Origin of the sequence: Flavobacterium sinopsychrotolerans, from assembly GCF_900110375.1 — a bacterium.
Lineage (GTDB): Bacteria > Bacteroidota > Bacteroidia > Flavobacteriales > Flavobacteriaceae > Flavobacterium > Flavobacterium sinopsychrotolerans.
In genome coordinates this window covers 85,544-112,364 of sequence record NZ_FODN01000001.1, presented here as the reverse complement: position 1 = coordinate 112,364, position 26,821 = coordinate 85,544, and the positions used below count along the sequence as shown (strand labels likewise).

Sequence of the window (26,821 nt, the reverse complement as noted above, 5' to 3'; positions counted from 1 at the left end):
GCGTTTATAGCGTTAATTTTTTATTGATATCTTCCACGAATTTCTTGAACTGTTTGTCAGTAGCGACTAAATTGTCAACGGTTTTACAGGCGTGTAACACTGTTGCGTGATCGCGATCTCCAATTTGGGAACCAATATTTGCCAAAGAAGCTTTAGTGAATTTTTTTGCAAAAAACATTGCCAATTGTCTGGCTTGCACCACGTGTCTTTTTCTGGTTTTAGATTGCAACGTTTCTAAATCCAACTGGAAATAATCCGAAACAATTTTTTGAATGTAATCGATAGAAATTTCTCGTTTTACATTTTTTACAAATTTTTCAACAACACTTTTAGCAAGTTCTAATGTGACTTCTTTTTTATTGAATGAGGACTGTGCAATCAAGGAAATAATTGCCCCTTCCAATTCCCGTACATTTGATTTAATATTACGGGCAACATATTCAATAATTTCTTCTGGAATTTCTACACCGTCTCTATACAATATGTTTTTAAGGATAGAAATTCTGGTTTCATAATCCGGTTGGTGTATTTCTGCAGACAATCCCCATTTGAAACGAGATAACAAGCGTTGTTCGATATCCTGCATGTCAACTGGCGCCTTATCAGATGTCAAGATTACCTGTTTACCATTTTGATGTAAATAATTAAATATATGGAAAAATACATCCTGAGTCCCTGATTTCCCAGAAAGGAACTGCACATCATCAATAATTAAAACATCAATTAATTGATAAAAATGAATGAAATCATTACGGTTGTTCTTCTTTACAGAATCAATATATTGTTGGGTGAAAATTTCGGCGGAGATATACAATACCGTTTTTTCAGGATATTTGTCTTTTATTTCCACGCCAATTGCATGTGCTAAATGTGTTTTTCCAAGACCAACTCCACCAAAAATTAACAAGGGGTTGAATGAAGTTCCGCCAGGTTTATTGGCTACGGCCATACCTGCAGAACGCGCTAATCTATTAGAATCTCCTTCTAGAAAATTGTCAAAACTATAATTTGCATTCAGTTGTGATTCAATTTTCAAATTTCGAATTCCTGGAATTACAAAAGGATTTTTTAATTCTGGATTTAAGTTTTTAAATGGAGCATCAACTTCTTGGGGCTTCATAGGAACTCTATTGGCACTTGGCAATTGTTCCGTAAACGGTTGTTTGTTGCCATAAGTGTTTTCCATTCTTATTTTATAAAGTAACTTTGCGTTTTTTCCAAGTTCTTTGGTAAGGGCCACTTTTAATAATTTTACATAGTGCTCTTCCAACCATTCGTAGAAAAATTTACTTGGAACTTGAATATATAATGCGTTATCGGTAAGTTCAACTGATTTGATTGGTTCGAACCAAGTTTTGTACGCTTGGTCTTGGATGTTGTCTTTTATGAAAGACAAACAGTTTTCCCATACTGATTGAGCAGTTTTGTTCATATATTCTATTAAATTGTTTTTAATTGGTAATTGTTATCTTACTAAAAAAAAGATGTTTTATTATTTATTATCGGGGTAACAAATATGTGAACAAATTTCTGTAAAAAAAAATATATAGGGTAATAATTTCACGAATTATTGTTGTAAGGAGCTTTTTAGAATTTAAATTTTTAATACATAATTAATGAAAGATCATCAAATACAAGTTAGGGTGCGCTACTCTGAAACGGATCAAATGGGCGTCGTTTATCATGGAAATTACATTCCTTATTTTGAGATAGGAAGGGTGGAATGGCTTAGAGACAAAGGGATTTCGTATAAGAGCATGGAGGAAAGTGGTATTGCACTTCCTATTGTCTCGATGAATATAAATTATAAAAAATCAGCTCGGTATGATGAGTTGCTTACGGTTCACACCACTTTTAAAAGTCAGAGTTCTGTTAAGATAGAATTTGATTGCGCTATTTATAATGAATCGGATGAGTTATTAACAACTGCCCAATTTATTTTGGTTTTTATATCCCTAAAAACGGGTCGCCCGACAGTTCCTCCAGATTATATTTTAGAATTGTTAAAAACTATGGAATAAATTATAAAAGAGGCAATTTTGTAACGAAATTAAAGCCGATTTATTTCGATTTCAAACATCGAATTGAAAATGTCGAATACCATTTCGGCATTTTTTTTTCGTGTTTTTATCTCGATTTTACCCATAGGAAGTGAGGTGATTTCATTTATTTCCATTTCCTGGGATACAATTTCCAACTTTTTTTCCTTAATTACCCGCATCACTTTATTCATATTTTGGTAATCAAATGAGATGGTGAAATGAATATCTATTGTTTTTTCGACAATTTCACAGGTCTCAAGAACCATTTGCGCAGTGGTTTTATAGGCAGAAATTAATCCGCCAACGCCTAGTTTTACTCCGCCAAAAATCCGAACCACTACAATGAGTATGTTTGTAACAGAAAACGACTGTATTTGCCCATAAATAGGCATTCCAGCACTGTTGCTGGGTTCTCCATCATCATTTGCTCTGTAGGTTACGAGGTCAGCACCTATTTGATAGGCGTAACAAAAATGTCCTGCATTGGGGTGTTGTTTTCTTAAGATTTCTATTAAGGGTTTTACTTCTTCTTCCGAATTAATTGGGTAAGCATAACCAAAGAATTTGCTATTTTTTTCTTTGAATAATAATTCTTCAGAGGCAAATTCAATAGTATTGTAGGTGTCTTTAAATTCCAAAAGCTGCTTTTCTAAATTATTTTTTTGTCAAATAAATGCACGATATCTTCTTTTCCAACTTGTAAATTCCAGACTTTAAATCCTAATGCATGTGCCGCATCAGTGTTTTCTTTCTTGTCGTCAATAAATAAGGTGCGTTTTGGGTTTAAATCATGCTTTTTTATGAGACAATTGAAAATTCCTGCTTCAGGTTTTCGCATTCCTAACTCAAAGGAGAAATAAACTTTTTCAAAGCATTGATAAAAATCTCTGTAAAAAGTCATTCCGGCTTTATGTTGAAATTTATCAATGTGCATTGCATCTGTATTGCTTAGTAAAAATAGGCGGTATTTTCGTGAAAGCAATTGCAGGAATTCTAATCGGTATAAGGGGAAATCCAATAAAACTGCGTTCCAGGCATTTCTGATATCTTCTATCGAAGCATTTGGTAAATGTTTTTGAAAACCATTTATAAATTGAAGTTCGGAAACCTGTCCCTTTTCAAATTTTACATTTAGGTCTTTTAAATCGTCATGCCATTCATTTAAACCTAACTTTTTAAACTCAATAACAGGTGCTTCCTTATCTAAGTTGATAAAAACATCTCCAAAATCAAAAATTATAGTGTTAATCATAGTTTTTAGATAGTATTAATTCGTCATTACCAATAGATTGTTTTTTGAACTGGTTTTTAGCAAGATTAGGAGCCTTAGTTCCTTCCTTAAATTCGACACTTCCAACAAATATTCGTGCTTCGTCCCAAAGATTGGCATCAATAAAAGTTTGTAAAGTTTGCCTGCCGCCTTCAATAATTACGGATTGAATTTGATGTTGATATAGTATTTGCACAATTTGTTCTACTATGTTTTTTTCAAAATCAATTATTTCAAATATAGTGTTTTCTTTTTTAATACTGTTTCTTGATTTTGAAAACAGGATTGTTTTAGCTTGATTATCAAATATATGGTTGTGTTCAGGAATGCGATTTTTTTGGTCGATAACCAATCGAATCGGATTGTTTCCAGACCAATCGCGTGCATTCAGTTTTGGATTATCATCAATGGCAGTTTGAGTTCCCACTAGAATAGCTTGTTCCTCCGTTCTCCATTTATGGACTAATTGTCTCGAATATGGATTGGTAATCCAGACGGGTTTTTTTTCTGATTTTTCTTTTGGCGCGATAAAACCATCTTGACTTTCGGCCCACTTCAAAATAATATAGGGTCTTTTCTTTTCGTGAAATGTAAAAAACCTTTTATTAAGTTCATTGCATTCTTCTTCAAGAATTCCTACAGTGACATGTATTCCGGCTTCCATTAGTTTTTTGATTCCGTTTCCTGCCACTTTTATATTGGGATCAACAGTTCCAATAACTACATTTGGAATTTTATTCTTTATAATCAAATCACAACAAGGTGGCGTTTTGCCAAAATGACTACACGGTTCTAAACTCACATAAATAGTCGCTTTTTTCAACAACGATTTGTCTTTTACAGAATTCACGGCATTTACCTCGGCGTGCGGTTCTCCTGATTTTTTATGCCAGCCTTCCCCAATGATTTTGTCTTCGTAAACAATAACACTGCCTACCAAAGGATTTGGATACGTTGTTCCCAAACCATTTTTGGCTAATTCGATGCACCGTCGGATGTATTTTTCATGTATTTTCACAACACAAAAGTAGTTATTTTGGGTTTAGCCCCGAAACTTCTGGATTAGTTTTGAAACTTTCTAAAATAACACTAAACAATTTCTACTTTTGCATATAAAATTAGTTTTTGAAGAAAATGGAAAATTACAGCATTAGAAAAATAAAAAAAGAGGACAATCAAGCAGTTGCAGCATTGATAAGAGCAGTTTTTGACGAATTAAACATTCCAAAAGTAGGAACAGCTTATGAAGATCCATATTTGGATTTAATGTTTGAGGAATACAACAAACCTAAATCGGTTTATTATGTTGTAGAAAAGGATGGAAAAATCATAGGTTCTGCCGGTGTTGCACCACTTGAAAATGAAGCGGAAACGATCTGCGAACTTCAAAAAATGTATTTTCTACCGGAAACCAGAGGACTTGGAATTGGAAGCCAAATGATGGCTCAATGTTTACAAAGTGCCAAAGATTTTGGATTTGAAAAATGCTATTTGGAAACAATGCCTTTTATGCTCGATGCTCAAAAACTGTACAAGAAAGTAGGTTTTGAATACATTTGTTCTCCGATGGGAAGCACGGGTCATACCAGTTGTCCTATTTGGATGTTGAAGGATTTGTAAAAAATGACCGACCTACAAAAAACACTTGGAACTTTAATAAACAAAGAGATTTGTAGATTTAGAGAATAAAAGTAGTTTTTAAATAAGCATTTCAAATAAGAAAAATGAAAATTAAAGAATACAGAACCCAATTTATTCAAGAACTGACTCCAATTTATGATGCTGGAGAAGCAGAGAGTTTTTTCTATTTAATAGTAGAAGAAAAACATCAATTGAAAAGAATAGACTTGGCGTTACATCCTGATTTGGTTTTTTCGGAAGCGGAAATTGTAATTTGGAACTCGATTTTAGAACAATTGAAACAGGAAATTCCAGTACAATATCTGTTAGGCAAAACGAGTTTTTATGGGTTGGATTTTGAAGTCAATGAGAACGTTTTAATTCCAAGACCAGAAACCGAAGAATTAGTCGAATGGATTTTAAAACGTCAAAAGTTGAATCCCGAAACTTCGGGAGAAAGTCAAAATATCCGTATTTTGGATATTGGAACGGGAAGCGGTTGTATCGCCATTTCATTGGCAAAAAATCTTCCAAATGCCACAGTTTTTGCCATTGATGTTTCTGAAAAGGCTTTGGCTACAGCCAAAAAAAATGCAGAAAATAATTCCGTCAACGTTACTTTTATCAATCAAAACATTCTTGAAACAGAAGATTTAGGGCAACAATTTGATATTATTGTTTCTAATCCGCCTTACGTCCGGAATTTAGAAAAAGAAGAAATAAAGAAAAATGTATTGGACAATGAACCGCATTTGGCACTTTTTGTAGAAGATAATGATGCGTTGATTTTTTATAAAAAAATAGCCGAATTGGCCCAGAAAAACCTGTCTGAAAACGGACGATTGTACTTTGAAATCAATCAATATTTAGGAAAAGAAATGATTGATTTACTCGAAAAAATGAATTTCGCGGCTATCGAGCTACGTAAGGATATTTACGGAAATGACAGGATGGTCAGAGCGAGCATGAAATAATTTAGCTTTAAGTAGATTTTCAATTCACTCTTTTCAACTATTCATATCGTAGTGCCTCGATTGGATCAAGGGTAGCCGCTTTTATGGCGGGATACAAGCCGGAAACGATTGCAACAATAAAACTGGTTATGAATGCAGCCATAATTGCTCCCCAAGGAATTACAAAAACAAAGTCTACCGCAGTTGCAATACCAAAACCAATTAGGATTCCAAAAATGATTCCAACTAATCCGCCTAGTTGACCAATAAGCAAAGTTTCTATAAAAAATTGAAAGGCTATAGTCGTTTTTTTGGCTCCTAAGGCTTTTCGAACCCCTATTTCCCTGGTGCGTTCCGTCACGGAAACAATCATAATGTTCATCAATGCGATGGAGGATCCAAGCACGGTAATTATACCAATTAGCCAAGAGGCAAATCCAAGATATTGTGTAATTCCTAAAATTCTGTTGATAAGGTCATCACTTCTGACTACTCCAAAATTATTGTCTTTAATCGGGCTTAACTTGCGAACTCTACGCATTGTACTCGTAGCATTATCAATGGCTTGTTCTAATAATTCTTTCTTAGAAACCATGATGCTCATCGTGTAATTTATATTTGGTGCTGTAAACAAGGAACGCGCCACTTGAATTGGGATTAATACTCTCAAATCCTGACTGTTGCCAAAAGTGGAGCCTTTTTCCTTTAGTACACCAATAACTTTAAACTTGGCTCCCCGGATAGAGATTGTTTTGTCAATTGGGTTTACGTCTTTCAATAATCCTTTTTCAAAGTCAGATCCGACAACACAAACATAAGAATTGTTATCGATATCAAAACTTGTAAAGTTTCGTCCTAAACTAGTTTCTAAACCAGAATTAGTGATGAAATGTTGGTCAACACCTACGACCTTAATTTCAGGATCCGTTTTTGTAGATTCATATTTTACTTCGGCTGTTGATGTTGCCGTAAACGAAAGCGAGGTTTCGGTAAAAGGATAGTTGTATTTGTTTTGAAAAGCTACAGCTTCAGGATAAGAAATGATTGGATTTATGATTTCGCGCTCTTCTCCACCGCGGTTTCGCGTGGTATTTTCGTATTGATTGATGTTGAATGTATTGGCGCCCATGGAGGCAAAATCAGATGAAATAGTGTTTTCCAAAGCGGAAACAACGGTAAGTATACCTACTAATGCAGTAATTCCAATAGCAATTATCAACACGGTAAGTACGGTTCGCAACAATTGCGTTCTAATAGAACCTAATGCGATACGGATATTTTCTTTGAATAATTTTAACATCATGCTAGTTTGACACGAAAATACAATTTTTGTTACAAATTTTCTTCAGCTAAAAATTAATTTATTATAATCTCTTTTATTTGAAGCTATTTCCAGCTTTCCGTTATAATCCTGCAGCAAAAATAATTTGTTTTCAATTGCCTAAAAGGAGCTTCCTGCGGTCGCTCTTTCAGGCAAGAAAACAATAGTATTTTTTACTGCCGTATTTCCACTTTAATCTGGGCTAGGCATCGGGCAATAAAATGCTGAAATTTGTAAACAGAATAATTTTAAAAATAAGATATTTGCAAAGAATTAGAATTTGGAGTCTTTCAACACTTCCGAAATCTGAAAATTTAAAATCCAATACTCATACCATGGCATCAAAACCGAGCATTCCGAAAGGAACCAGAGATTTTTCACCAACTGAGGTGGCAAAACGTCACTATATTATCCAGATTATAAAAAGCAACTTCGAGAAATTCGGATTCCAACCCATAGAAACACCTTCATTTGAAAACTCCGAAACCCTAATGGGGAAATACGGAGAAGAAGGCGATCGTTTGATTTTTAAAATATTAAATTCAGGAGATTATTTGGCGAAAGCCAATGAAACGCATCTGGAAAATAAAGACAGTACAAAGCTGACGGCGAGTATTTCCGAGAAAGCCCTTCGGTATGATTTAACCGTTCCGTTTGCTCGTTATGTGGTGCAACACCAAAATGATATTGAATTTCCCTTCAAAAGATACCAGATTCAGCCGGTTTGGCGTGCGGATCGCCCGCAAAAAGGTCGTTTCAGAGAATTTTTTCAATGTGATGCTGATGTGGTAGGTTCTAAATCCTTGTGGCAAGAAGTGGAATTAGTACAATTATATGACACTGTTTTTACCGCTTTAGGTTTGGCAGGTGTGACCATCAAAATCAATAACAGAAAAATATTATCCGGAATTGCCGAAGTGATTGGTGCATCGGATAAATTGATTGATTTTACGGTAGCGTTGGATAAGTTGGACAAAATTGGCGAAGACGGTGTCAAAAAAGAAATGATGGAGAAAGGAATCTCCGAAGAAGCAATTTTGAAAGTACAGCCGTTATTCCATTTTATAGGAACTATTGCAGAGAAAATAAACCAGCTTTCGGTTTTGCTTGCTGAATCACAGGAAGGAATGAAAGGCGTGGAAGAATTGCGTTTCATTTGTGAAAATGTAACGAAATTGGGTTTAAGTAACTCGATTTTAGACTTGGATGTAACCTTAGCCAGAGGATTGAATTATTATACAGGTGCCATTTTTGAAGTGGCTCCGCCAAAATCGGTAGCAATGGGATCCATTGGTGGTGGTGGAAGATACGATGATTTGACTGGGATTTTTGGATTGAAAAATATGAGTGGCGTGGGGATTTCTTTTGGATTAGACCGAATCTATCTGGTGGTCGAAGAATTGAATTTATTTCCGGAAACTGTAACGGCAACTTCAAAAGCATTGTTTATTAATTATGGCGATGCCGAAGCTTTTTATGGATTGCAAGCCATTCAGAAGTTAAGAGCTGCAGGAATAAAAGTAGAATTGTATCCGGATAACACTAAAGTAGCCAAGCAGTTTCAACATGCAGACAAACGAGGAATTCCTTTTGCTGTAATTGTAGGAGAACAAGAAATGGCTTCGAATACGTTTTTACTCAAAAATCTAGTTACTGGCGAACAGCTTTCATTAGATTTTGAAAGTTTAAAGCAAAGCTTGTTAGAGTCTTGATTTAAAAACATAAAAAAAGCTTCGTTTTAGTAAACGAAGCTTTTTTAGTATAAAGTAAAGCTGAATTAATAATTATTTAAAATGTCTCTAAAAAACATAATAACAAAAATATAGAATTTTAATTGAGATAATCTTAAAAATATATTAAAATTTTGACGATTTGAAAATTGTTAAAAAAATGAAATTCATTAGAAAAGGAAAATCAATAAAAAGATGACAATTTGACATTTTAAAAGAATTGGCAGTACTTTTGCAATCCAAAAAAAAGAATAAAAATGAAGTTTAAGAATATTTTTAAAAATACAAGTAATATGACTACTGAAAATACAGAAATCGATCAAGAATTACACGAAGTGACATTAGAAAATAATGCCAATGGAGAGCAAATTGTTGTTGAGGATGAATTAAGTGTTGAAGAACAATTAACACAAGACTTAGCAAAAGAAAAAGATAAGTATTTACGATTATTTGCTGAATTTGAAAATTATAAAAGAAGAACTTCTAAAGAACGTATAGAGTTGTTCAAAACGGCTAATCAAGAAGTTTTATTGGCAATGCTTCCTGTATTAGATGATTTCGACAGAGCTTTGGTTGAAATTAACAAATCGGATGACGAATTGTTGACAAAAGGAGTGGAGCTTATTCATGAAAAATTAAAGAGCACATTAGTTTCTAAAGGATTAGAGCAAGTTGAGGTTAAGGCTGGAGACGCTTTTGATGCTGATTTTGCTGAAGCAATAACTCAAATTCCTGCACCATCAGATAAGTTGAAAGGTAAAATTGTCGATGTTCTTGAAAAAGGATACAAATTAGGAGACAAGATTATTCGTTTTCCAAAAGTTGTTATAGGGCAGTAATAGATTCGCGATTAATCGCGTATTTATATCACGCGTAGAGTCACACCGCAGTGCGTCTCTGTAAAAGAAAAAATAAAAATGAAAAAAGATTTTTACGAAATATTAGGCATTTCAAAAAATGCTGACGCTGCTGAAATTAAAAAAGCATACAGAAAAAATGCTTTGCAATATCATCCTGACAAAAATCCTGGAGACAAATCGGCAGAGGATAAATTCAAATTAGCTGCTGAAGCTTACGAAGTATTAAGCGATCCTCAGAAAAAAGCAAAATATGATCAATATGGTCATCAAGCTTTTGATGGTTCTGGCGGTTTTGGCGGAGGTGGTCATGGCGGAATGAATATGGATGACATTTTCAGTCAGTTTGGTGATATTTTCGGAGGCGGTTTTGGTGGTTTCGGAGGCGGTGGAGGCGGTGGCGTTCGTCGTGCTAAAGGAAGCAACCTTCGTATTAAAGTAAAATTGACATTAGAAGAAATTGCCAATGGCGTTGAGAAAAAAGTAAAAGTAAAACGTAAAGTTCAAGCACCTGGAGTTACCTATAAAACGTGTTCTACATGTAACGGTCAAGGACAAGTGATGCGCGTTACGAACACCATTTTGGGAAGAATGCAGTCAGCTTCTACATGTCCAACCTGTAGTGGTTCGGGTCAAATTTTAGATAAAAAACCATCAGAAGCAGATTCACAAGGAATGATTCTTGAAGATGAAACGGTTTCTATAAAAATACCTGCGGGTGTTGTGGACGGAATGCAATTGAAAGTTTCTAATAAAGGAAACGATGCTCCGGGAAACAGTATTCCGGGAGATTTGATTGTTGCTATTGAGGAATTGGAGCATGAGTTCTTGAAACGTGAAGGAGAAAATTTACACTACGATTTATACATCAGTTTCGCTGAAGCGGTTCTTGGGATTTCCAAAGATATTGAAGCTATAAACGGAAAAGTGAGAATCAAATTGGAAGAAGGAATTCAATCTGGTAAAATCTTAAGATTAAAAGGAAAAGGAATTCCAAGTATCAATGGCTACGGAAACGGAGATTTATTGGTGCATGTAAATGTTTGGACTCCAAAAACATTGAACAAAGAACAAAAACAGTTTTTTGAAAAAAATCTTACGGATGAGAATTTTATTCCAAATCCTGAAAAATCAGACAAATCATTTTTTGAGAAAGTGAAAGACATGTTTTCATAATAAAAAGTAGCGATACGATTTATCGATGCTGTTAAAAAAAAATATTTACCCATCCTTGTTAAAATAAGGATGGGTTTTTTATGTAACTATTCTAAGTATTTCGATACTAATTATTTACTTTTACACCAACTAAAAAATAAGCATGAATAACATTCTTGAAGTGAATAAAGTTGTCAAGCAATACGGTGATTATGTGGCGCTTAACGAGGTTTCATTAACTGTCCCAAAAGGAAGTATTTACGGGCTTTTAGGTCCAAATGGAGCCGGAAAAACATCACTTATCCGAATTATAAACCAAATTACATTGCCTGACAGCGGTGAAATTATTTTGGATGGTGAAAAACTGCAACCCAAACACGTTCAATATATAGGCTATTTACCGGAAGAAAGAGGATTGTACAATACTATGAAAGTAGGGGAACAATGCTTGTATTTGGCTCAAATGAAAGGGCTTTCTAAGGCTGAAGCCAAAAAACAACTGGAGTATTGGTTCGATAGATTAGAAATTCAAGGCTGGTGGAATAAGAAAATCCAAGAGCTTTCTAAAGGAATGGCCCAAAAAATTCAGTTTGTAGTTTGCGTTTTGCACAAGCCTAAACTGTTGATTTTTGATGAACCTTTTTCTGGTTTTGATCCCGTAAATGCCAATATTATCAAAGATGAAATTCTGGCGTTGCGAGAAGAGGGAGCTACCATAATTTTTTCGACACACCGCATGGAAAGCGTCGAAGAATTATGTGATCATATCGCTTTGATTCATAAATCCAATAAACTTATTGAAGGAAAACTGGATGATGTAAAAAGACAATTTAAAACAAATAGTTTTGAAGTGGGTATTTTATCCGAGAATGTAGAAGGGTTGATGTATGCTATTACGCAGAAATTTACCGTTGGTCCAGCTCATTTTAAATCACTGAACAACGAATTAAAACTGGAAATTCAACTCGGGAATGCCACACCAAATGAGTTATTGAATATCCTCACACAATGCGGTCAGGTAACGCACTTTGTAGAAAAAATACCAAGTGTCAATGATATTTTTATACAAACAGTAACACAATAGACTTTCTTAGACTTCTTAGATTTTTAGAAAATCTAAAAGTTTATAATTCTAACAGTCTAAAATGTCTAACAATCTAACAATCTAAAATGTCTATAGTATCATTAATTATAAAAAGAGAGTTTATTGCCAAAGTGCGCAATAAATCTTTTATTGTTATGACTTTTTTAAGTCCGTTACTATTTGTGGGAATAGCCGTTTTTGTAGCGTATTTAAGTTCCATGAAAGCAGATACCAAACGAATTGCTATTCATGACGAATCGGGTATGTTTGTGAAGGAATTTACATCACAAAAAAATAAAGACAAAGCGTACAAATACCTTGATTTGTCTGTAATAGATTTAAAATTTCTCAAAGACAGTATCACAAATGAAAGTTACGAAGGATTGTTGTACATTCCAAAAGCGAGTAATTCTAAGGATTTCGAAAGTAAAATCCAATTTATTTCAAACAGTAGTCCCAGTATTTCATTCATTGAAAATGTTCAGGATGTAATAGCAAGTAAACTGACCAAGAATAATTTAGAAAAAGCACATTTAGATACACTGGCTATTAAAAATGCCCAGTCAAAAGTGAATATCAGCTTGACAAAAGCATCTGGTGAAGAAAGCGTCAAAGGACTTAACGAAATTAAAATTGGGATTGGTGGTGCATTTGGATATCTTATAATGATGTTCATCATCATCTACGGAAACATGGTGATGCGAAGCGTCATCGAAGAAAAAACTAGCCGAATAGTAGAAATTATAATTTCCTCGGTCAAACCATTTCAATTAATGATGGGGAAAATCATAGGAACTTCATTAGCAGGATTACTGCAATTCTTTATTTGGGCAATAATCGGAATGTCATTAATGTTTGCAGCCTCCGTATTTTTTGGCGTAAATGTGGAACCAACAGCCAGCGTTTCTCCTGAATTGATGCATTCTGCACAGCAAGAAATGACTGGAACTGCCCAAATGTATATCAAGGAATTATGGAATTTACCCATTGCAAGTATCCTTGTTGGATTTGTGATTTATTTCATTGGTGGTTATTTTCTGTACAGTTCATTTTACGCGGCAATTGGAGCTGCAGTCGACAATCAAACGGATTCACAGCAGTTTCTTTTGCCTATCATCATGCCATTAATGTTGAGCGTTTACGTCGGATTTTTTACTGTTATCAATGATCCACACGGGACAATTGCAGTCGTTTTTTCAATGATTCCACTCACCTCACCAATCGTTATGCTGATGCGAATTCCGTTTGGCGTACCTTTGTGGCAAATTGCAATATCAGTAACGTTATTATTTGGAACCTTCTTTTGCGTCGTTTGGTTTGCCGCAAAAATATACCGAATAGGAATACTCATGTACGGCAAAAAACCAACGTGGAGTGAAATGTACCGCTGGTTAAAATATTAATAGAAGTTAATTCGTGGATTTGGTTATTTGTTTAACCGACTAACCGAATGAACAAATAATCGAATCAAAAAATATGTCAAAAATACTAATCATTGAAGACGAAGCTGCAATTCGAAGAGTACTTACAAAGATACTCTCTGAAGAAAACGACACTTATCAAGTGGAAGAAGCTGAAGATGGTGCTGCAGGATTTGAAAAAATAAAAAATAACGATTACGATTTGGTTTTGTGCGATATTAAAATGCCAAAAATGGATGGTGTCGAAGTTTTGGAAGCCGTCAAAAAAATCAAACCTGAAATTCCTATGGTAATGATTTCCGGTCATGGCGACATGGAAACAGCTATCAATACGATGCGGCTGGGAGCGTTTGATTACATCTCAAAACCACCGGATTTAAACCGTTTATTGAATACGGTTCGAAATGCTTTAGACAAAAAACAACTTGTAGTTGAAAACAAAATTCTAAAGAAAAAAGTCAGTAAAAACTACGAAATGATTGGCGAAAGCGAAGCAATCAATCACATTAAAGTAATGATTGAAAAAGTAGCACAAACCGAAGCCAGAGTTTTAATTACCGGACCAAACGGAACCGGAAAAGAATTGGTTGCGCACCAATTACATGAAAAAAGTGAAAGAGCTAATTTCCCTTTAATCGAAGTGAATTGTGCTGCTATTCCGTCTGAGCTGATAGAAAGCGAATTATTTGGTCATGTAAAAGGAGCGTTTACTTCGGCTGTAAAAGACCGTGCAGGAAAATTTGAAGCAGCTGATAAAGGAACTATATTCTTGGATGAAATTGGGGATATGAGTCTTTCGGCACAAGCCAAAGTATTGCGTGCTTTACAAGAAAGTATGATTACCAGAGTGGGAGCGGATAAGGACATCAAAGTTGATGTTCGTGTGGTTGCGGCTACTAATAAAGATTTGAATAAAGAAATTGCAGAAGGGCGTTTCAGGGAAGATTTATACCATCGTTTGGCTGTAATTTTGATTAAAGTTCCATCATTGAATGATAGGCGAGAAGACATCCCGATGTTAATTTCACATTTTGCAGATAAAATTGCTTCAGAGCAAGGTAATGCAGTAAAAAAATTCTCTTCAGCAGCGATTAATTTGTTAAAGGAATACGATTGGACAGGAAATATCCGTGAATTGCGAAATGTAGTAGAACGCTTGATTATCCTTGGCGGAAGCGAAATTTCCGAAAATGATGTGAAGTTATTTGCATCGAAATAATTAAATAATTTAAAGATTGAATAATTTAAAAGTTAGTGAGGTAATCTTTTAATTTTTAAATAATTAAATCTTTCAATCTAAAATAAATGAAACTAAAAAAAATAAACGAAGAGTTACAACAAGCCTTAATTGAAAACGGTTTGACTGAAGCCAATGCGATGCAAAAAGAAACATTTTCGACACTGAAAAGTGGTTCGGATTGTATTATTATTGCACCAAAAGGAAGCGGGAAATCAACGACAATTGTGCTAAATGTAATTCAGAGATTGGCAGGCGCAACCGAAGAATCGCCAAGGGCTTTGGTTATTGTCGAAGACAAAGCGAAAGTATTGGAAATGGAATCGCTTTTTGAAAAATACGGAAAGAATTCTAATTTAGAAGTCTATGGTGTCCATGACAAAGGCGACATGGAATACGATAAAAATTATATTTCCAGCGGAATTGATGTTTTGATTGGGACTCCAAATAAGTTAAGTGAAATGTTTACTACGGCTGGTTTTAACGTAAACCGATTGAAAATGTTTATTTTGGATGATGCTGATCCAATTTTGAAATTGCGTCATGAGACAAAAATCATGCGTATTTCGAATAGCATTGTCAAAACCCAACGTATTATTTTTTCGGAACAATTCACAGAACGGATCGAAGTCCTTGCTGAAAAAATGCTAGTGGAGCCTTTTGAATTCGATTTTGAAGATGATGAAGATGATGAAGAGGATTTTGAGGAAGAAGAAAATTTTGAACCTAAAGCCGGAGATGATTTTGAGGAGCTGGAAGGGGATGAAGAAAACGATAATAAGTAATTATAAAAAATAAAGAAAAGATGGGATTAATGAAAGTGTTTTCGGGAAGTGAAATTTTAGCTTTGGCGTTACAAGAGAGAATTGAAGCAATTGGGGTAGATACTGTTTTGAAAAATAATATACAATCAGCTCGATTGGGAGGATTTGGAGAATTAGGACAAGCTGTGGAATTATTTATTCAGGAAACGGAGTTTTCTAAAGCGAATCCAGTTATTGAAGAATTCAGAATGAGTATTTAAAAGATTCGTAAAAAAAACAGAATGAAATATAAAATGTTGGTTTTGGACATGGATGATACTTTGTTGAACGATGACCATAAAATTTCAAAAGAAAATAAAGAAATGCTGTTTAAGGCTCAGGAATTGGGAGTCTATGTTGTTTTAGCTTCTGGCAGACCCACATTAGCCATGACAGCTTTTGCAAAAGAATTAGAATTGGATCTCAATAATTCCTATATGTTATCTTTTAACGGAGCTGTCATTACAGATTTAAAAGAAGATAAAGTCATTTTTGAGCAAACGTTAACCCAAGGACAAATACATGAATTGTATGATTACAGTTTGAAAAGTAAGACACACATTATTACTTACGTTAATGGGAAAATTGTAAGTGAAACAGATTCTGAATATATTGAAATCGAAAAAAATATTACGGGTTTAGAACATAATAAAGTGGTAAGTTTTAAAGAGGAAGTTCAGTCTTCAGCTGTGAAATGTATTTTATTAGAAGAACCAAGTTATTTAAAAGAAGTAGAAAAAGACTTGAAAGCAGCAATGCCACATCTTAGTGTCAGCATGTCAAAGCCCTTTTTTCTTGAAGTTGCTCAAAACGGAATCGATAAGGCAGCAAGTGTGAAATTTTTGGCTGAAAAGCTAAATATACACCAAAGTGAAATTATTGCTGTAGGAAATGCAGGAAATGATTTAACCATGATTGAATATGCCGGATTGGGTGTTTGGGTTGATAATGTAGATCCGGAATTGAGAGATAAAGGAGATGTTGTTGTGGCCTCAAATAATGATCATGGAGTTGCTGAGGTGGTGAGACGATTTATCTTGAACTAAAAATCCTCATTCTAAAGAGCGGATTTTAAACGCATGCAGTTAGGTTTGCCAGGTTAAAAAAACAAGAAGGAGTTGAAAAAAAAACAACTCCTTCTCGCTGATTAATTTAAAAAAAATTATTCCTTTTTAGATTCGTACGTTACCATATTGATATCAACAGTTATTTCTTTTAAACGTTTGGCTATATTTTCTGGCATATCTTGTTGGTATTTTCCACCAAGAATTCCCGCCAAGAATTTTTCTGTTTCAGCATACATAGCCATGCTGTTGACAGGTTTTCTAAAACCGTGACCTTCGTCATCAGCCAGCAGGTATGAAACTTGTTTTCCTTTTTCTCTCAAAGCAACAACAATTTGATCAGCTTCGGCTTTTTTAACTCTAGGGTCGTTTGCACCTTGAATTATCAATAGAGGTTTTACAATTTTATCGGCACTAAACAATGGACTTGCTTCTTGCATTCTTTTTTTACCTTCTTCCGTCTTTGGATCACCAACCATTCCATATAATGAAGCTCTTGCAGCTTCCCAATAAGCCGGAATGGATTCTATTAAAGTAAAAAGATTACTTGGACCAACAATATCAACACCACAAGCATACAAGTCTGGAGTAAAAGCTAGTCCTGCCAAAGTTGCATAACCACCATAACTACCGCCCATAATGGCAACTTTATCTTTATTGGCAATTCCTTGAGCAATTAAATATTTTACACCCCAAGTAATATCGTCTTGCATCAATTTTCCCCATTGCAAATCACCGGCGTTCAGGAATTTTTTTCCGTAACCACCGCTTGCCCTAAAATTAGGTTGCAAAACCGCATAACCTCTATTTGCCAAAAATTGGGCAGTTGAATTGTAGCCCCAATTGTCTCTTGGTCCTTTTGGTCCTCCGTGAATTAGCATTATCACGGGTAAATTTTTGCCGTTTGAACCTACAGGAAACGTTAAGTATCCTGAAATTTCTAAACCATCACTACTTTTATATTTTATAGGTGTCATTGCTGCTAAATACTGCTCTACCTTTTTTAAAGCTGGTCTTGATACATATTGCAAAAGCAATTCTTTGGTGTCGATATTGAAAAAATATACTTCTGCAGCATACTTATCTCCAGAAATTGTTACCAATAATTTCTTTTCATCTTTTGTTAAACTTTGAAAACTTACTTCTCTCCCCGGGAATTTCGATTGTAAAAACTTGTAACTAGATTCCCAGTTTTTATCTTTCCAGTAGTAGGTGGTTTTATCATCCGTATAAGAAGTGAAAATAATTTTGTGTGTTATATCGCTTGTGGAAAGCCCACCAAAATCAACTTTGTTTTTTGGGTCGCTTTCTATTTTGGTGATTTTTTGAGTTCCTAAATCCATTAAAAGCAAAGTAGATAGATTTAAATCTCCTTTATTGCTAACAAAATAGGCTTGTTTGTTGTCTGGTGTCCAGCTGGCAATATAAGCTTGCTCTGTTACTGATGTTTCATAAATTGGAGTTAGTTTATCTCCTTCTTTTTTATATGCTGTGGTAGTTCCTTTATCATCAGTTTTAGAAAGAACCCTCAGGTTTTCATCCCAATCAAAGGTAAAACCGGTAACTCTTTCCTTGTTTTCATATATTTTAGTAAGTTCGCCCGTAGAAATTTTAAGTTGGTACAAATCGTGCCAAGCCTTGTCTCTTTCATTTAATGATACCATCATCAAATCAGGATTTTTCTTGCTGACCAAATTTATTCTTGCCGCAATTCCTTTTAGAGGGGTTAGATTTCTGGAAACAGGAACTTTATTTGCTTCTGCTGATGCTATCGGGTCAACGGCAAAGATATTTATGTTTTCATCCCCATTCTCATCTTTAATATACAAGATATATTTGCCATCGTATGACCAGAAATAGCCTTGCATCGGACGTTTACTGTTAGTTAGTGGTCTAGCTTTTTCAAACGGTTCGTCAATTTTTTTGACCCAAATATTCATTATTCCCTCATATTCCTTCATAAAAGAAATAAATTTTCCGTCGGGACTTAATTGCCCTCCAGTAATTTCTGGATTTCCAAAAAACAACTCTCGGTCCAAAATTGGAGTTTCGGTTTTGTTGGTTTTTGTCTGAGCAACTGCAACATTAACCGTTAAAATAAATAGTGCAAGATGTAGAATGGTTTTTTTCATAAAATAAAGTTTTAAATGGTTTTAAGATTAGTTATTGATTGCAGAAAAAAGTTACAAAACTTTATCTTTTTTTTCTTGGGTTTTCTTTATAAACTTTCCTTCCGTCTTTGTAAATATATATCAAATTTTTTTAAGTGTTTGATTTTCAATATATAAAAATACGTAAAAATTGCTTTTTATGTGTTTGGTTGTAAACGGAATTTCTTGCAGACATCAATGATTATTTAATTTTAGTTCGTAAATTTGTGCACTCAATTTTTTGACAACGATTTCATTAATTGAGCTTATTTATGGAAAATAGAAAAAAAGTTGCTTTTTATACGCTGGGTTGCAAACTGAATTTTTCAGAAACCTCTACGATTGCACGTAATTTACAGGACGAAGGTTTTGATCGGGTAGATTTTGAGGAAGTTGCTGATATGTATGTGATTAATACCTGTTCAGTTACTGAAAATGCAGATAAGCAGTTCAAGCAAGTTGTACGAAAAGCAATGAAATTGAATGACAAAGCCTTTGTCGCGGCGGTGGGTTGTTATGCGCAATTGAAGCCGGAAGAATTAGCGAGTGTAGATGGAGTGGATTTAGTTCTTGGTGCAACTGAAAAATTCAAATTGGCCGATTATATCAATGATTTGTCTAAAAATGATTTTGGTGAAGTGCATTCCTGCGAAATTGCCGAAGCTGATTTTTATGTGGGGAGTTTTTCGATAGGAGACAGAACCCGAGCTTTCTTGAAAGTACAAGATGGTTGTGATTACAAATGTACCTACTGTACTATTCCATTAGCAAGAGGGATTTCGAGAAGTGATGAATTGGAAAATGTATTGAAAAATGCTTCAGAAATTTCAAAACAAAATATCAAAGAAATTGTTCTTACCGGTGTAAATATTGGGGATTACGGAAAGGGCGAATTTGGAAATAAAAAACACGAACATACTTTCTTAGAATTAGTCCAAGCTTTAGATACAGTAGAAGGCATTGAAAGATTGCGAATTTCGTCTATTGAACCGAATTTGTTGAAAAACGAAACGATTGAATTTGTATCGAAAAGCAGAACGTTTGTACCGCATTTTCACATTCCGTTGCAATCGGGAAGCAACGATATTCTAAAGTTGATGAAACGTCGTTATCAACGTGAAGTATATACCGAAAGAGTAAATAAAATTCGGGAAGTAATGCCTCACGCATGTATTGGCGTGGATGTGATTGTTGGATTTCCCGGCGAAACCGACGAGCATTTCCTAGAAACGTATCATTTCTTGAATGAAATGGATATTTCCTATTTGCATGTTTTCACGTATTCAGAACGAGATAATACTGAAGCCGCTGCAATGGAAGGAGTTGTTCCTGCTAATGTTCGTGCCAAACGAAGTAAGATGTTACGCAGTCTATCCGTTAAAAAACGTCGTGCTTTTTACGAAAGCCAATTAGGAACTAATAGAACTGTTTTGTTTGAAAGTGAAAATAAAGAAGGCTATATTCACGGGTTTACTGAAAATTATGTGAAAGTAAAAACACCTTGGAATCCAGAATTAGTAAATACGTTGTATGATATTAATTTGACTAAAATTGATGAGGACGGAAGCGTACGAATGGATTTTGTTACGAGTATGGTTTAGTTTTTAAACATATAAGTCATTTAAGTTTTTAGAACTAACCAGGGATTTAACAAACAAAGAGATTAAAAGATTAAGAGTGATATTTAAATAAGTGACTCGAAAGTTTTAAACCATTAAGAGATTAAGAAAATTAAGCGTGAGACTTAATGAAACTTAATTTCTTAATGGTTTTATATTTTAAGCTTAAATGCCTTAATGGTTAAAACTTACATGACTTATATGGTTGAAAATTTTTAAGGATTCGTAGACCAGATACTACTGTTCTTAATGAAAACGCGTCGGTTTAGTTTCAGTTGAGCGATGATTAATTCAGCCATGTCTTCGGCTTGCATTACTTTTTCAGGATTGCCATCGGTCAGTTTTAATTCTTTGGCCATGTCTGTCGCAACAGTGCTTGGCGTTAAAGCCGTCACGCGAATATTATGTTTACGAACTTCCTGCATCAATGATTCCGTTAATCCTAAAACAGCAAATTTAGACGCACTATAAGCACTCGTTAACGCATTTCCGCTTAATCCGGCTGTTGAAGAAATGTTGATGATATCACCAGTTTGTCTTTCAATCATATTTGGCAAAACGGCGCGAGTCACATAATAGGTTCCCATTAAGTTTACCTGAATGATGCGCTCCCAATTGGTCGGTTCTAATTCTAAGAATTTTCCAAAAGCGGCTATTCCAGCATTGTTGATTAAAATATCAATGGTTCCAAATTCGGCTAATGCTTTAGAAACGGCAGCGTTTACTGAATTAATATCAGCTACATCAGCGGTTATTGCCAGTGCTTTTACTCTTAATGAACGCATTTTGGCTGCTACACTGTCTATTTCGTCCTGTGTTCTGGCAACCAAAATTACATTTACACCTTCTTTGGCTAAGGCCAAAGCGATTGCTTTTCCAATTCCTTTTCCTGCGCCAGTGATTAGGGCATTTTTATTTTTTAAATCTGTCATTTTGTATATTATTTTAGGCCAATAAAGGCTTAGTTTACTGTAAAAGTAGTACGTTTTACAGTTGAAATCTATTTTGATTTTCTATTTAATCTAAATTTAACGTTCTGTTATTTTGACTGAAATGAACATTATTTTTTGTCCAAAGTTAATTTGTAAATATCTGTTTCTAAAACTTCGGTGTCTTTGTCTTCACAAAGTAGGAACTCGATTTTTTCTTTTGAATTGGCGTACAAAGTCAATCCTTCGAATTTATGGGTGCTGCTAATTTTTTGGGTGAAATCGATTTTCATGGTTTTTAGGTCGATGCGCCCAATAAGACTTCCTAAAACTTCGCCATCATCATATGTAGATTCGGTATCTTCGGCTGTCGCCAAAAAATAAATGCTATTGTCAACTAAAATAGCATCCGTAAAACTACTGCGCACTCCTTTTATTTTAGGGAGTTTGTAGGCGTTTGAAAGAATAGTGAAATCATTGGTAAGGTTTTTTCCTTCGATGGTGAAAAGGACATTTTTATTGGAACTTCCGTTACCGCGATTCAATAAAAACCAACTTACACCATTAAAGATGGCTCCTTCGAGGTTGAAATCTTCTGGTTTTATTTCTCCAAAATTTTGCATGACTGCATACAAATCGGCGAGGTCATTTGTGGCGATTATCTTTTTATCAGTAGAATTGACTTGTATCATTTTGTTCCTTTTCTCGGTGGAACCGGAACCAAAAACATATAAACGATCCCCAAAATGGGTTATGGCTTCAAAATCAGCTTTGTCTTTTTTTAGCGTGTTTTCTGTTGGGTTTTCCAGTAATGGATGGCGTTTTAAATTTTTGGAATCCATTATATATTCATAAAGAAAACCGCTGTTGTCACCAATAATCAGTAGGGAATTGTCTTTATAAATGAGTCCGGATGCAGAACCAATGCCGATAATTTGAAATAATAATTCGAGTGTGAATTTTTCCATTGTTTTTGTTTTGTAAACGAGTGCCTAGCCCAGATACTAGTGGAAATCCTTTCTAGTCCTGAACTTGTTTCAGGATCCTGAAACAAGTTCAGGACTAGAAAGATTGCAACGAATAGCTGGAAAATGCTCCTGAAATTCATCAGGATTAATCCTCATTATTTGTTATATTTGAGTTTACAAAGATAAAATATTTCTTATGAAGTCTATAAACCCCGACGATTTTAAAGTGATTGGCAAAATTGATTTGTCCAGTATTCCTACAAACCTATTTAACGGAAATAGTGATGATGAAAAGGAAGATAAATTAGATAAAGTGCAGTTGAAATTGAGTGAAATACAGGATGTGATGTATGCGCATAATCGCTATGGCGTTTTGATTTGTTTGCAAGGTATGGATACCTCGGGAAAGGATAGTTTGATTCGGGAAGTTTTCAAAGAGTTCAACTCCCGTGGTGTGGTGGTACATAGTTTTAAAACGCCAAATTCAAGTGAGTTAGAACACGATTATTTGTGGAGACATTATTTGGTTTTGCCAGAAAAAGGAAAATTTACGGTTTTTAACAGATCGCATTATGAAAATGTTTTGGTTACGAGAGTGCATCTTGAATATATTATGAATGAAAATTTGCCTGGTATTGAAACTGTAACTGATATTACGCCGCAGTTTTGGGAAAATAGAATGCAGCAAATCAATAATTTTGAGAAGCACATTACCCAAAACGGAACGATTATGTTGAAATTCTATTTGCACATGAGTAAGGAAGAGCAAAGGCAACGTTTGTTACGCCGACTGGAAGAGCAAAAACACAATTGGAAATTCTCGACAGGCGATTTGAAAGAAAGGGATCGTTGGGATGATTACATGCATTATTACGAGGAAGCAATTAACAATACAAGTTCAGAATATGCACCTTGGTATGTCATTCCTGCTGATGATAAGGAAATGGCGCGTTATATTGTAGCCAAAATTATTTGGGAAGAAATGCAAAAACACACTGATATTAAAGAGCCTGAAATGGATGGAAAAATCAGGGAGAATATCGAAATGTATAAACAGATGCTGAAGAAAGAGGATTAGATTAAAATGCTATTACATTCTGTGTTAAGCTATATTCATTATGTAATTACTAAAAAGTTGGTACGTTAATTAATTGTTTTTTTGAATTGAAAACCAACTAAATTGTTGGTTTTTTCTTAATATTCTATTCATTCAGGGTTAAAATTCACGGTATTACTTTGCTGAAAATTTAAACAATCAACCAAAATGAAAAGAATTATTTTACCAATGTTATTTTTAGCATCATTAATCTCATGTGAGAATGATTCTAAATCTTCGAATGAAACAACGAGTGTTGTTTTAGCGAATCAATCTGCGACTCCGGTGTTATTGAAAAAGCAAACGGGCTTTGAAAACCTTGAGCTTTTTTCATTGATTGCTTCTGATGATGTTTTGGCAGGAAGTCCGAATTTTGTTTTTGGAGGTTCTGCAGATGGATCAGGATTATTGAAAAATGCTGATGGTACTTTTACTTTTTTGGTGAATCACGAAGACAATTTTGCGGTATCAAGAGTAACTTTTGACAAAACATTCAAACCTACAAAAGGAGAATATTTGTTGAATTCTAATGGTGGAACTTGGAGGTTATGTGGCGCTACAATGGCTACGGTTGCTGAACACGGTTTTGGCCCATTGTATTTGACTTGTGGAGAATCTGGTGAAGAATCGCGTACTCATGCCATAAATCCTTTTGGAGATGTTGCTTCTGCTTCGGTTTCTAAAGAATTACCTGCTTTAGGAAGAATAAGTGCTGAAAATGCTTTACCATTAAAAGCGTCTGCATTTGCAGGGAAAACAGTGGTTGTCATTGGAGATGATGATTCAGGAACGTATGGTGGTCAAGTATTTATGTATGTTTCAAACACTGTTGGGGATTTAACTAACGGCTCTTTGTACATGATGAAAAGAACGGATAACAATCAGAGAGAGAAAGATATGGTTGTCAATCAAACGTACGGTGTTTCTTTTGTAAAAATTGAGAACCATACTACAATGACAGGAGCGGCTATAAATGCCTCTGTGAATACATTGAAAGGAATCAAATTTGGAAGAGTAGAGGATTTGGATTATAAAAAAGGTACGGATGCCGGAGCAAGAGAAATCTATTTTAATGTTACAGGACAAAATACAACCGGATCCAATGCGGATGCTTCAAGAACGAAATATGGTAGAGTTTACAAATTGAATTTGGATGCAAGTAATCCTTTGGTTGGTACTCTTGAAGTAATTCTTGATGGCGATGATCGTACCGGAATTGCAGGGAAATTTCAAAATCCGGATAACATCTGTGTGACAAAAAACTACGTTTATGTTCAGGAAGATGCAAATGGATATGGTGATGAAACGCATGATGCTTACATCTATCAATACAACATGGCGACAAAACAATTGAAAGTGGTTGTAGAGTTAGACCACCGTCGTACTGCTACAGATGCGGCTAAGTATAATGTAGGCGGAACTTCAGGATTAGGAGACTGGGAATATGGTGCAATGATTGATGTTTCAGAACAATTAGGAATCGAAGATGCCTTTTTATTGAGTGTTCAGCCTCATACTTGGAGAGGGACAAAATATAAAGGTGTCGATGGAGGAACAAATCGTCCAAATGAAGACCAGGCAAGTCAAATCGTTTTAATCAAAGGATTAGCACGATAATTAACCCAATCATATAGATACAATTATCCACGGTTTCTTATTAGGAATCGTGGTTTTTGTTTTTACAATTTTTTAAAGTTACTCGCATTTATCATGAAAAACAGTTTCATTTTATTGGTTCTAATTGTATTGGTCTCTTGCCAAAATGCTATTCCTAGGCATGAAAAGGTAAATAATATGTTCAAATCAGATATTCTAAAAGTAATAGATGAAGTTTCTAAACTGGAAAATTTAATAAAACTGAATACTTCAACAGTGCAGCTCCAGAAACAATTTCTAAAGGCACACAGCAGTTATAAACAATTGGAAACGATCAGTGAATATTATTTTCCTGCTGTCTCTAAAGCTATAAATGGTCCAGCCTTGGCAGAATTTGAAGAAAATGATGGAAAGACTTTGCCTCCCGAAGGATTTCAAGTGATTGAAGAATTTATTTTTCCAACTTATAATCCAAAGTCAAAAGCGGAGTTGTTGAAAGAAATGGGTATTCTATCTGCTAATTTAAAGCGATTGGACAAAGTGTCACAGACAAATGAATTCACAGATTCCCACGTTTTTGATGCCATGCGTTTGGAAGTTTTTAGAATCATAACCTTGGGAATAACCGGATTTGATTCCCCAATTGCTCAAAAATCTATTCCGGAAGCAGCATCAGCATTAGAAAGCATCGAGAAATATTATAAAATCTATGCGGATAATTCAACCGATGAATCATTTCAGAAGGTTTTAAAAACGATAAAAAAAGGAAAGGAATATTTAAAAAAGAATACCAACTTTAACGCATTTGACCGCGCTTTTTTTATTCGAGAAATAGCCAATCCGTTAAGTATCGGTCTGTATAAAACGCAAGTCAGCTTGAAAATTCCTTTTATAAAAGAAACAAGAGGATTAAAAACAACTTCGCAGACACTTTTTGATAAAAACGCTTTTGATGCCGAAGCTTTCTCTGCATTTCCAGATTATGAAACAACGCCTGAAAAAATAGAATTAGGTAAATTACTGTTCAATGATCCTGTTTTATCAGGAGATAATTCTCGTTCGTGTGCTTCCTGTCATCATTCAGATAAAGCATTCACGGATGGTTTGGAGAAATCAATTTCACTAGACGGTAAATCTTTGGTAAAAAGAAATACGCCTACGCTTACTCATATTGCATTTCAGCGTGTTTTCTTTTATGACTCCAGAGTCAATTATCTGGAGGACCAAGCTGTAGCGGTAATTACAAATGAAAATGAAATGCATGGTTCTTTGGCAAAATCAGTGGTAGCTTTGAAAAAAGATGCAAGTTATGTTGCCAAGTTCGAAAAGGCATTTCCTAAAAAAGAAATAGATGAATTTGGGATAAAGAATGCATTAGCATCCTACATAAGGTCATTGAGTGATTATGATTCAAAGTTTGATGGATTTATGCGCGGAGAGAAAAAGTTTGATTTGGATGAAATTGCAGGTTTTAATTTATTCACCGGAAAGGCAAAATGTGCTACCTGTCATTTTATTCCATTAACAAACGGAACGGTACCACCAAGTTTTATGAAATCGGAAAGTGAAGTGCTGGGCGTTCCTGATAAGCATAAAAAATTAGATGCTGATTTGGGTAAATTTGAATTAACGAAAGCTGAAATTCATCGAAATTCTTTCAAAACACCAACCATAAGAAATGTAGAATTGACAGCTCCATACATGCACAATGGTGTTTTTAAAACACTGGAAGAAGTAATTGATTTTTACAATGACGGCGGCGGAAATGGATTGGGGTTTAATTTACAGAATCAAACTTTACCTGAGGACAAATTAAACCTTACAGAATTGGAAAAAAAACAGCTTGTCGCCTTTATGAAAACATTGACGGATAAAAAGTACTATTGATAGTAAACAAAAAATGCGC

The 26,821-nt window shown here is 34.7% G+C and carries 24 protein-coding genes; 16 read left to right on the top strand and 8 right to left on the bottom strand.

Annotated elements, in window-relative coordinates; genetic code table 11:
- Nucleotides 1-4: 4 nt before the first annotated feature.
- A complete protein-coding gene (dnaA, locus tag BMX64_RS00475; protein ID WP_091164622.1) occupies nt 5-1,432 on the bottom strand; it encodes a chromosomal replication initiator protein DnaA in 1,428 nt (475 codons plus the stop codon).
- Between the two features lie 184 nt (nt 1,433-1,616).
- Here dnaA and BMX64_RS00470 point away from each other — a divergent pair, with 184 nt between their 5' ends.
- Entirely contained in the window at nt 1,617-2,021 is a 405-nt protein-coding gene (locus BMX64_RS00470; protein ID WP_091164619.1) for an acyl-CoA thioesterase, read from the top strand.
- A 29-nt stretch (nt 2,022-2,050) separates the two neighbouring features.
- Here BMX64_RS00470 and BMX64_RS00465 read toward each other — a convergent pair whose 3' ends face one another.
- From BMX64_RS00465 to ribD, 3 genes are read right to left on the bottom strand one after another with little or no spacing between them, the layout of a single operon-like run.
- Nucleotides 2,051-2,680 carry an IMPACT family protein gene (locus BMX64_RS00465; protein ID WP_091164616.1) on the bottom strand — a complete coding sequence of 210 codons (630 nt, stop codon included), beginning with the start codon at nt 2,678-2,680 and terminating at the stop codon, nt 2,051-2,053.
- An 11-nt stretch (nt 2,681-2,691) separates the two neighbouring features.
- Nucleotides 2,692-3,294, bottom strand: a complete 603-nt coding sequence (locus BMX64_RS00460; protein ID WP_091164613.1) for an HAD family hydrolase — start codon at nt 3,292-3,294, stop codon at nt 2,692-2,694.
- Nucleotides 3,287-4,330 carry a bifunctional diaminohydroxyphosphoribosylaminopyrimidine deaminase/5-amino-6-(5-phosphoribosylamino)uracil reductase RibD gene (ribD, locus tag BMX64_RS00455; protein WP_091164611.1) on the bottom strand — a complete coding sequence of 348 codons (1,044 nt, stop codon included), beginning with the start codon at nt 4,328-4,330 and terminating at the stop codon, nt 3,287-3,289. The genes BMX64_RS00460 and ribD overlap by 8 nt, the downstream gene beginning before the upstream one ends.
- Nucleotides 4,331-4,446: 116 nt before the next feature.
- Between ribD and BMX64_RS00450 the strand changes: the two genes are divergently transcribed.
- Together BMX64_RS00450 and prmC are read left to right on the top strand one after the other, a co-directional pair.
- Entirely contained in the window at nt 4,447-4,932 is a 486-nt protein-coding gene (locus BMX64_RS00450; protein ID WP_091164608.1) for a GNAT family N-acetyltransferase, read from the top strand.
- A 104-nt stretch (nt 4,933-5,036) separates the two neighbouring features.
- Entirely contained in the window at nt 5,037-5,906 is an 870-nt protein-coding gene (prmC, locus tag BMX64_RS00445; protein WP_091164605.1) for a peptide chain release factor N(5)-glutamine methyltransferase, read from the top strand.
- Between the two features lie 37 nt (nt 5,907-5,943).
- Here prmC and BMX64_RS00440 read toward each other — a convergent pair whose 3' ends face one another.
- Nucleotides 5,944-7,188: an ABC transporter permease gene (locus tag BMX64_RS00440; protein ID WP_167543005.1), complete on the bottom strand. Its 1,245-nt coding sequence runs from the start codon at nt 7,186-7,188 to the stop codon at nt 5,944-5,946.
- A 353-nt stretch (nt 7,189-7,541) separates the two neighbouring features.
- Between BMX64_RS00440 and hisS the strand changes: the two genes are divergently transcribed.
- From hisS to BMX64_RS00395, 9 genes are all read left to right on the top strand, one after another.
- A complete protein-coding gene (gene hisS, locus BMX64_RS00435) occupies nt 7,542-8,918 on the top strand; it encodes a histidine--tRNA ligase (protein WP_091166504.1) in 1,377 nt (458 codons plus the stop codon).
- A 275-nt stretch (nt 8,919-9,193) separates the two neighbouring features.
- The gene (locus tag BMX64_RS00430) at nt 9,194-9,775 is read left to right on the top strand and encodes a nucleotide exchange factor GrpE (protein ID WP_091164596.1); all 582 of its coding nucleotides are present in this window, start codon (nt 9,194-9,196) and stop codon (nt 9,773-9,775) included.
- Nucleotides 9,776-9,853: 78 nt separating this feature from the next.
- Complete coding sequence (gene dnaJ / locus BMX64_RS00425) at nt 9,854-10,969, top strand: molecular chaperone DnaJ (protein ID WP_091164593.1); 1,116 nt, start codon at nt 9,854-9,856, stop codon at nt 10,967-10,969.
- Nucleotides 10,970-11,111: 142 nt separating this feature from the next.
- Nucleotides 11,112-12,032 (top strand): ABC transporter ATP-binding protein, encoded by a 921-nt coding sequence (locus tag BMX64_RS00420; protein ID WP_091164588.1) that lies wholly within the window; start codon nt 11,112-11,114, stop codon nt 12,030-12,032.
- Nucleotides 12,033-12,118: 86 nt separating this feature from the next.
- On the top strand, nt 12,119-13,435 hold the full coding sequence (locus BMX64_RS00415) for an ABC transporter permease (RefSeq protein WP_091164584.1): 1,317 nt from the start codon (nt 12,119-12,121) through the stop codon (nt 13,433-13,435).
- 73 nt (nt 13,436-13,508) lie between these two features.
- Nucleotides 13,509-14,672 carry a sigma-54-dependent transcriptional regulator gene (locus BMX64_RS00410; RefSeq protein WP_091164581.1) on the top strand — a complete coding sequence of 388 codons (1,164 nt, stop codon included), beginning with the start codon at nt 13,509-13,511 and terminating at the stop codon, nt 14,670-14,672.
- Nucleotides 14,673-14,758: 86 nt separating this feature from the next.
- A complete protein-coding gene (locus BMX64_RS00405) occupies nt 14,759-15,475 on the top strand; it encodes a DEAD/DEAH box helicase (RefSeq protein ID WP_091164577.1) in 717 nt (238 codons plus the stop codon).
- 20 nt (nt 15,476-15,495) lie between these two features.
- Nucleotides 15,496-15,714 carry a putative signal transducing protein gene (locus BMX64_RS00400; protein WP_091164573.1) on the top strand — a complete coding sequence of 73 codons (219 nt, stop codon included), beginning with the start codon at nt 15,496-15,498 and terminating at the stop codon, nt 15,712-15,714.
- A gap of 21 nt (nt 15,715-15,735) precedes the next feature.
- Entirely contained in the window at nt 15,736-16,539 is an 804-nt protein-coding gene (locus BMX64_RS00395) for a Cof-type HAD-IIB family hydrolase (RefSeq protein ID WP_091164570.1), read from the top strand.
- A 116-nt stretch (nt 16,540-16,655) separates the two neighbouring features.
- Here BMX64_RS00395 and BMX64_RS00390 read toward each other — a convergent pair whose 3' ends face one another.
- Nucleotides 16,656-18,689: a S9 family peptidase gene (locus BMX64_RS00390; protein WP_091164566.1), complete on the bottom strand. Its 2,034-nt coding sequence runs from the start codon at nt 18,687-18,689 to the stop codon at nt 16,656-16,658.
- A gap of 290 nt (nt 18,690-18,979) precedes the next feature.
- On the opposite strand from BMX64_RS00390, the gene mtaB reads away from it, so the two are divergent.
- Complete coding sequence (gene mtaB, locus BMX64_RS00385; RefSeq protein WP_091164562.1) at nt 18,980-20,308, top strand: tRNA (N(6)-L-threonylcarbamoyladenosine(37)-C(2))-methylthiotransferase MtaB; 1,329 nt, start codon at nt 18,980-18,982, stop codon at nt 20,306-20,308.
- A gap of 233 nt (nt 20,309-20,541) precedes the next feature.
- On the opposite strand, the gene BMX64_RS00380 is transcribed toward mtaB, so the two are convergent.
- Nucleotides 20,542-21,258: a 3-ketoacyl-ACP reductase gene (locus BMX64_RS00380; RefSeq protein WP_091164559.1), complete on the bottom strand. Its 717-nt coding sequence runs from the start codon at nt 21,256-21,258 to the stop codon at nt 20,542-20,544.
- Between the two features lie 128 nt (nt 21,259-21,386).
- Nucleotides 21,387-22,223 (bottom strand): DUF6929 family protein, encoded by an 837-nt coding sequence (locus tag BMX64_RS00375; RefSeq protein ID WP_091164556.1) that lies wholly within the window; start codon nt 22,221-22,223, stop codon nt 21,387-21,389.
- 196 nt (nt 22,224-22,419) lie between these two features.
- Between BMX64_RS00375 and BMX64_RS00370 the strand changes: the two genes are divergently transcribed.
- From BMX64_RS00370 to BMX64_RS00360, 3 genes are all read left to right on the top strand, one after another.
- A complete protein-coding gene (locus BMX64_RS00370) occupies nt 22,420-23,301 on the top strand; it encodes a PPK2 family polyphosphate kinase (protein WP_091164551.1) in 882 nt (293 codons plus the stop codon).
- A gap of 186 nt (nt 23,302-23,487) precedes the next feature.
- Nucleotides 23,488-24,936: a PhoX family protein gene (locus BMX64_RS00365; RefSeq protein WP_091164546.1), complete on the top strand. Its 1,449-nt coding sequence runs from the start codon at nt 23,488-23,490 to the stop codon at nt 24,934-24,936.
- A gap of 93 nt (nt 24,937-25,029) precedes the next feature.
- Nucleotides 25,030-26,802: a cytochrome-c peroxidase gene (locus BMX64_RS00360; RefSeq protein ID WP_091164542.1), complete on the top strand. Its 1,773-nt coding sequence runs from the start codon at nt 25,030-25,032 to the stop codon at nt 26,800-26,802.
- Nucleotides 26,803-26,821: the final 19 nt, after the last annotated feature.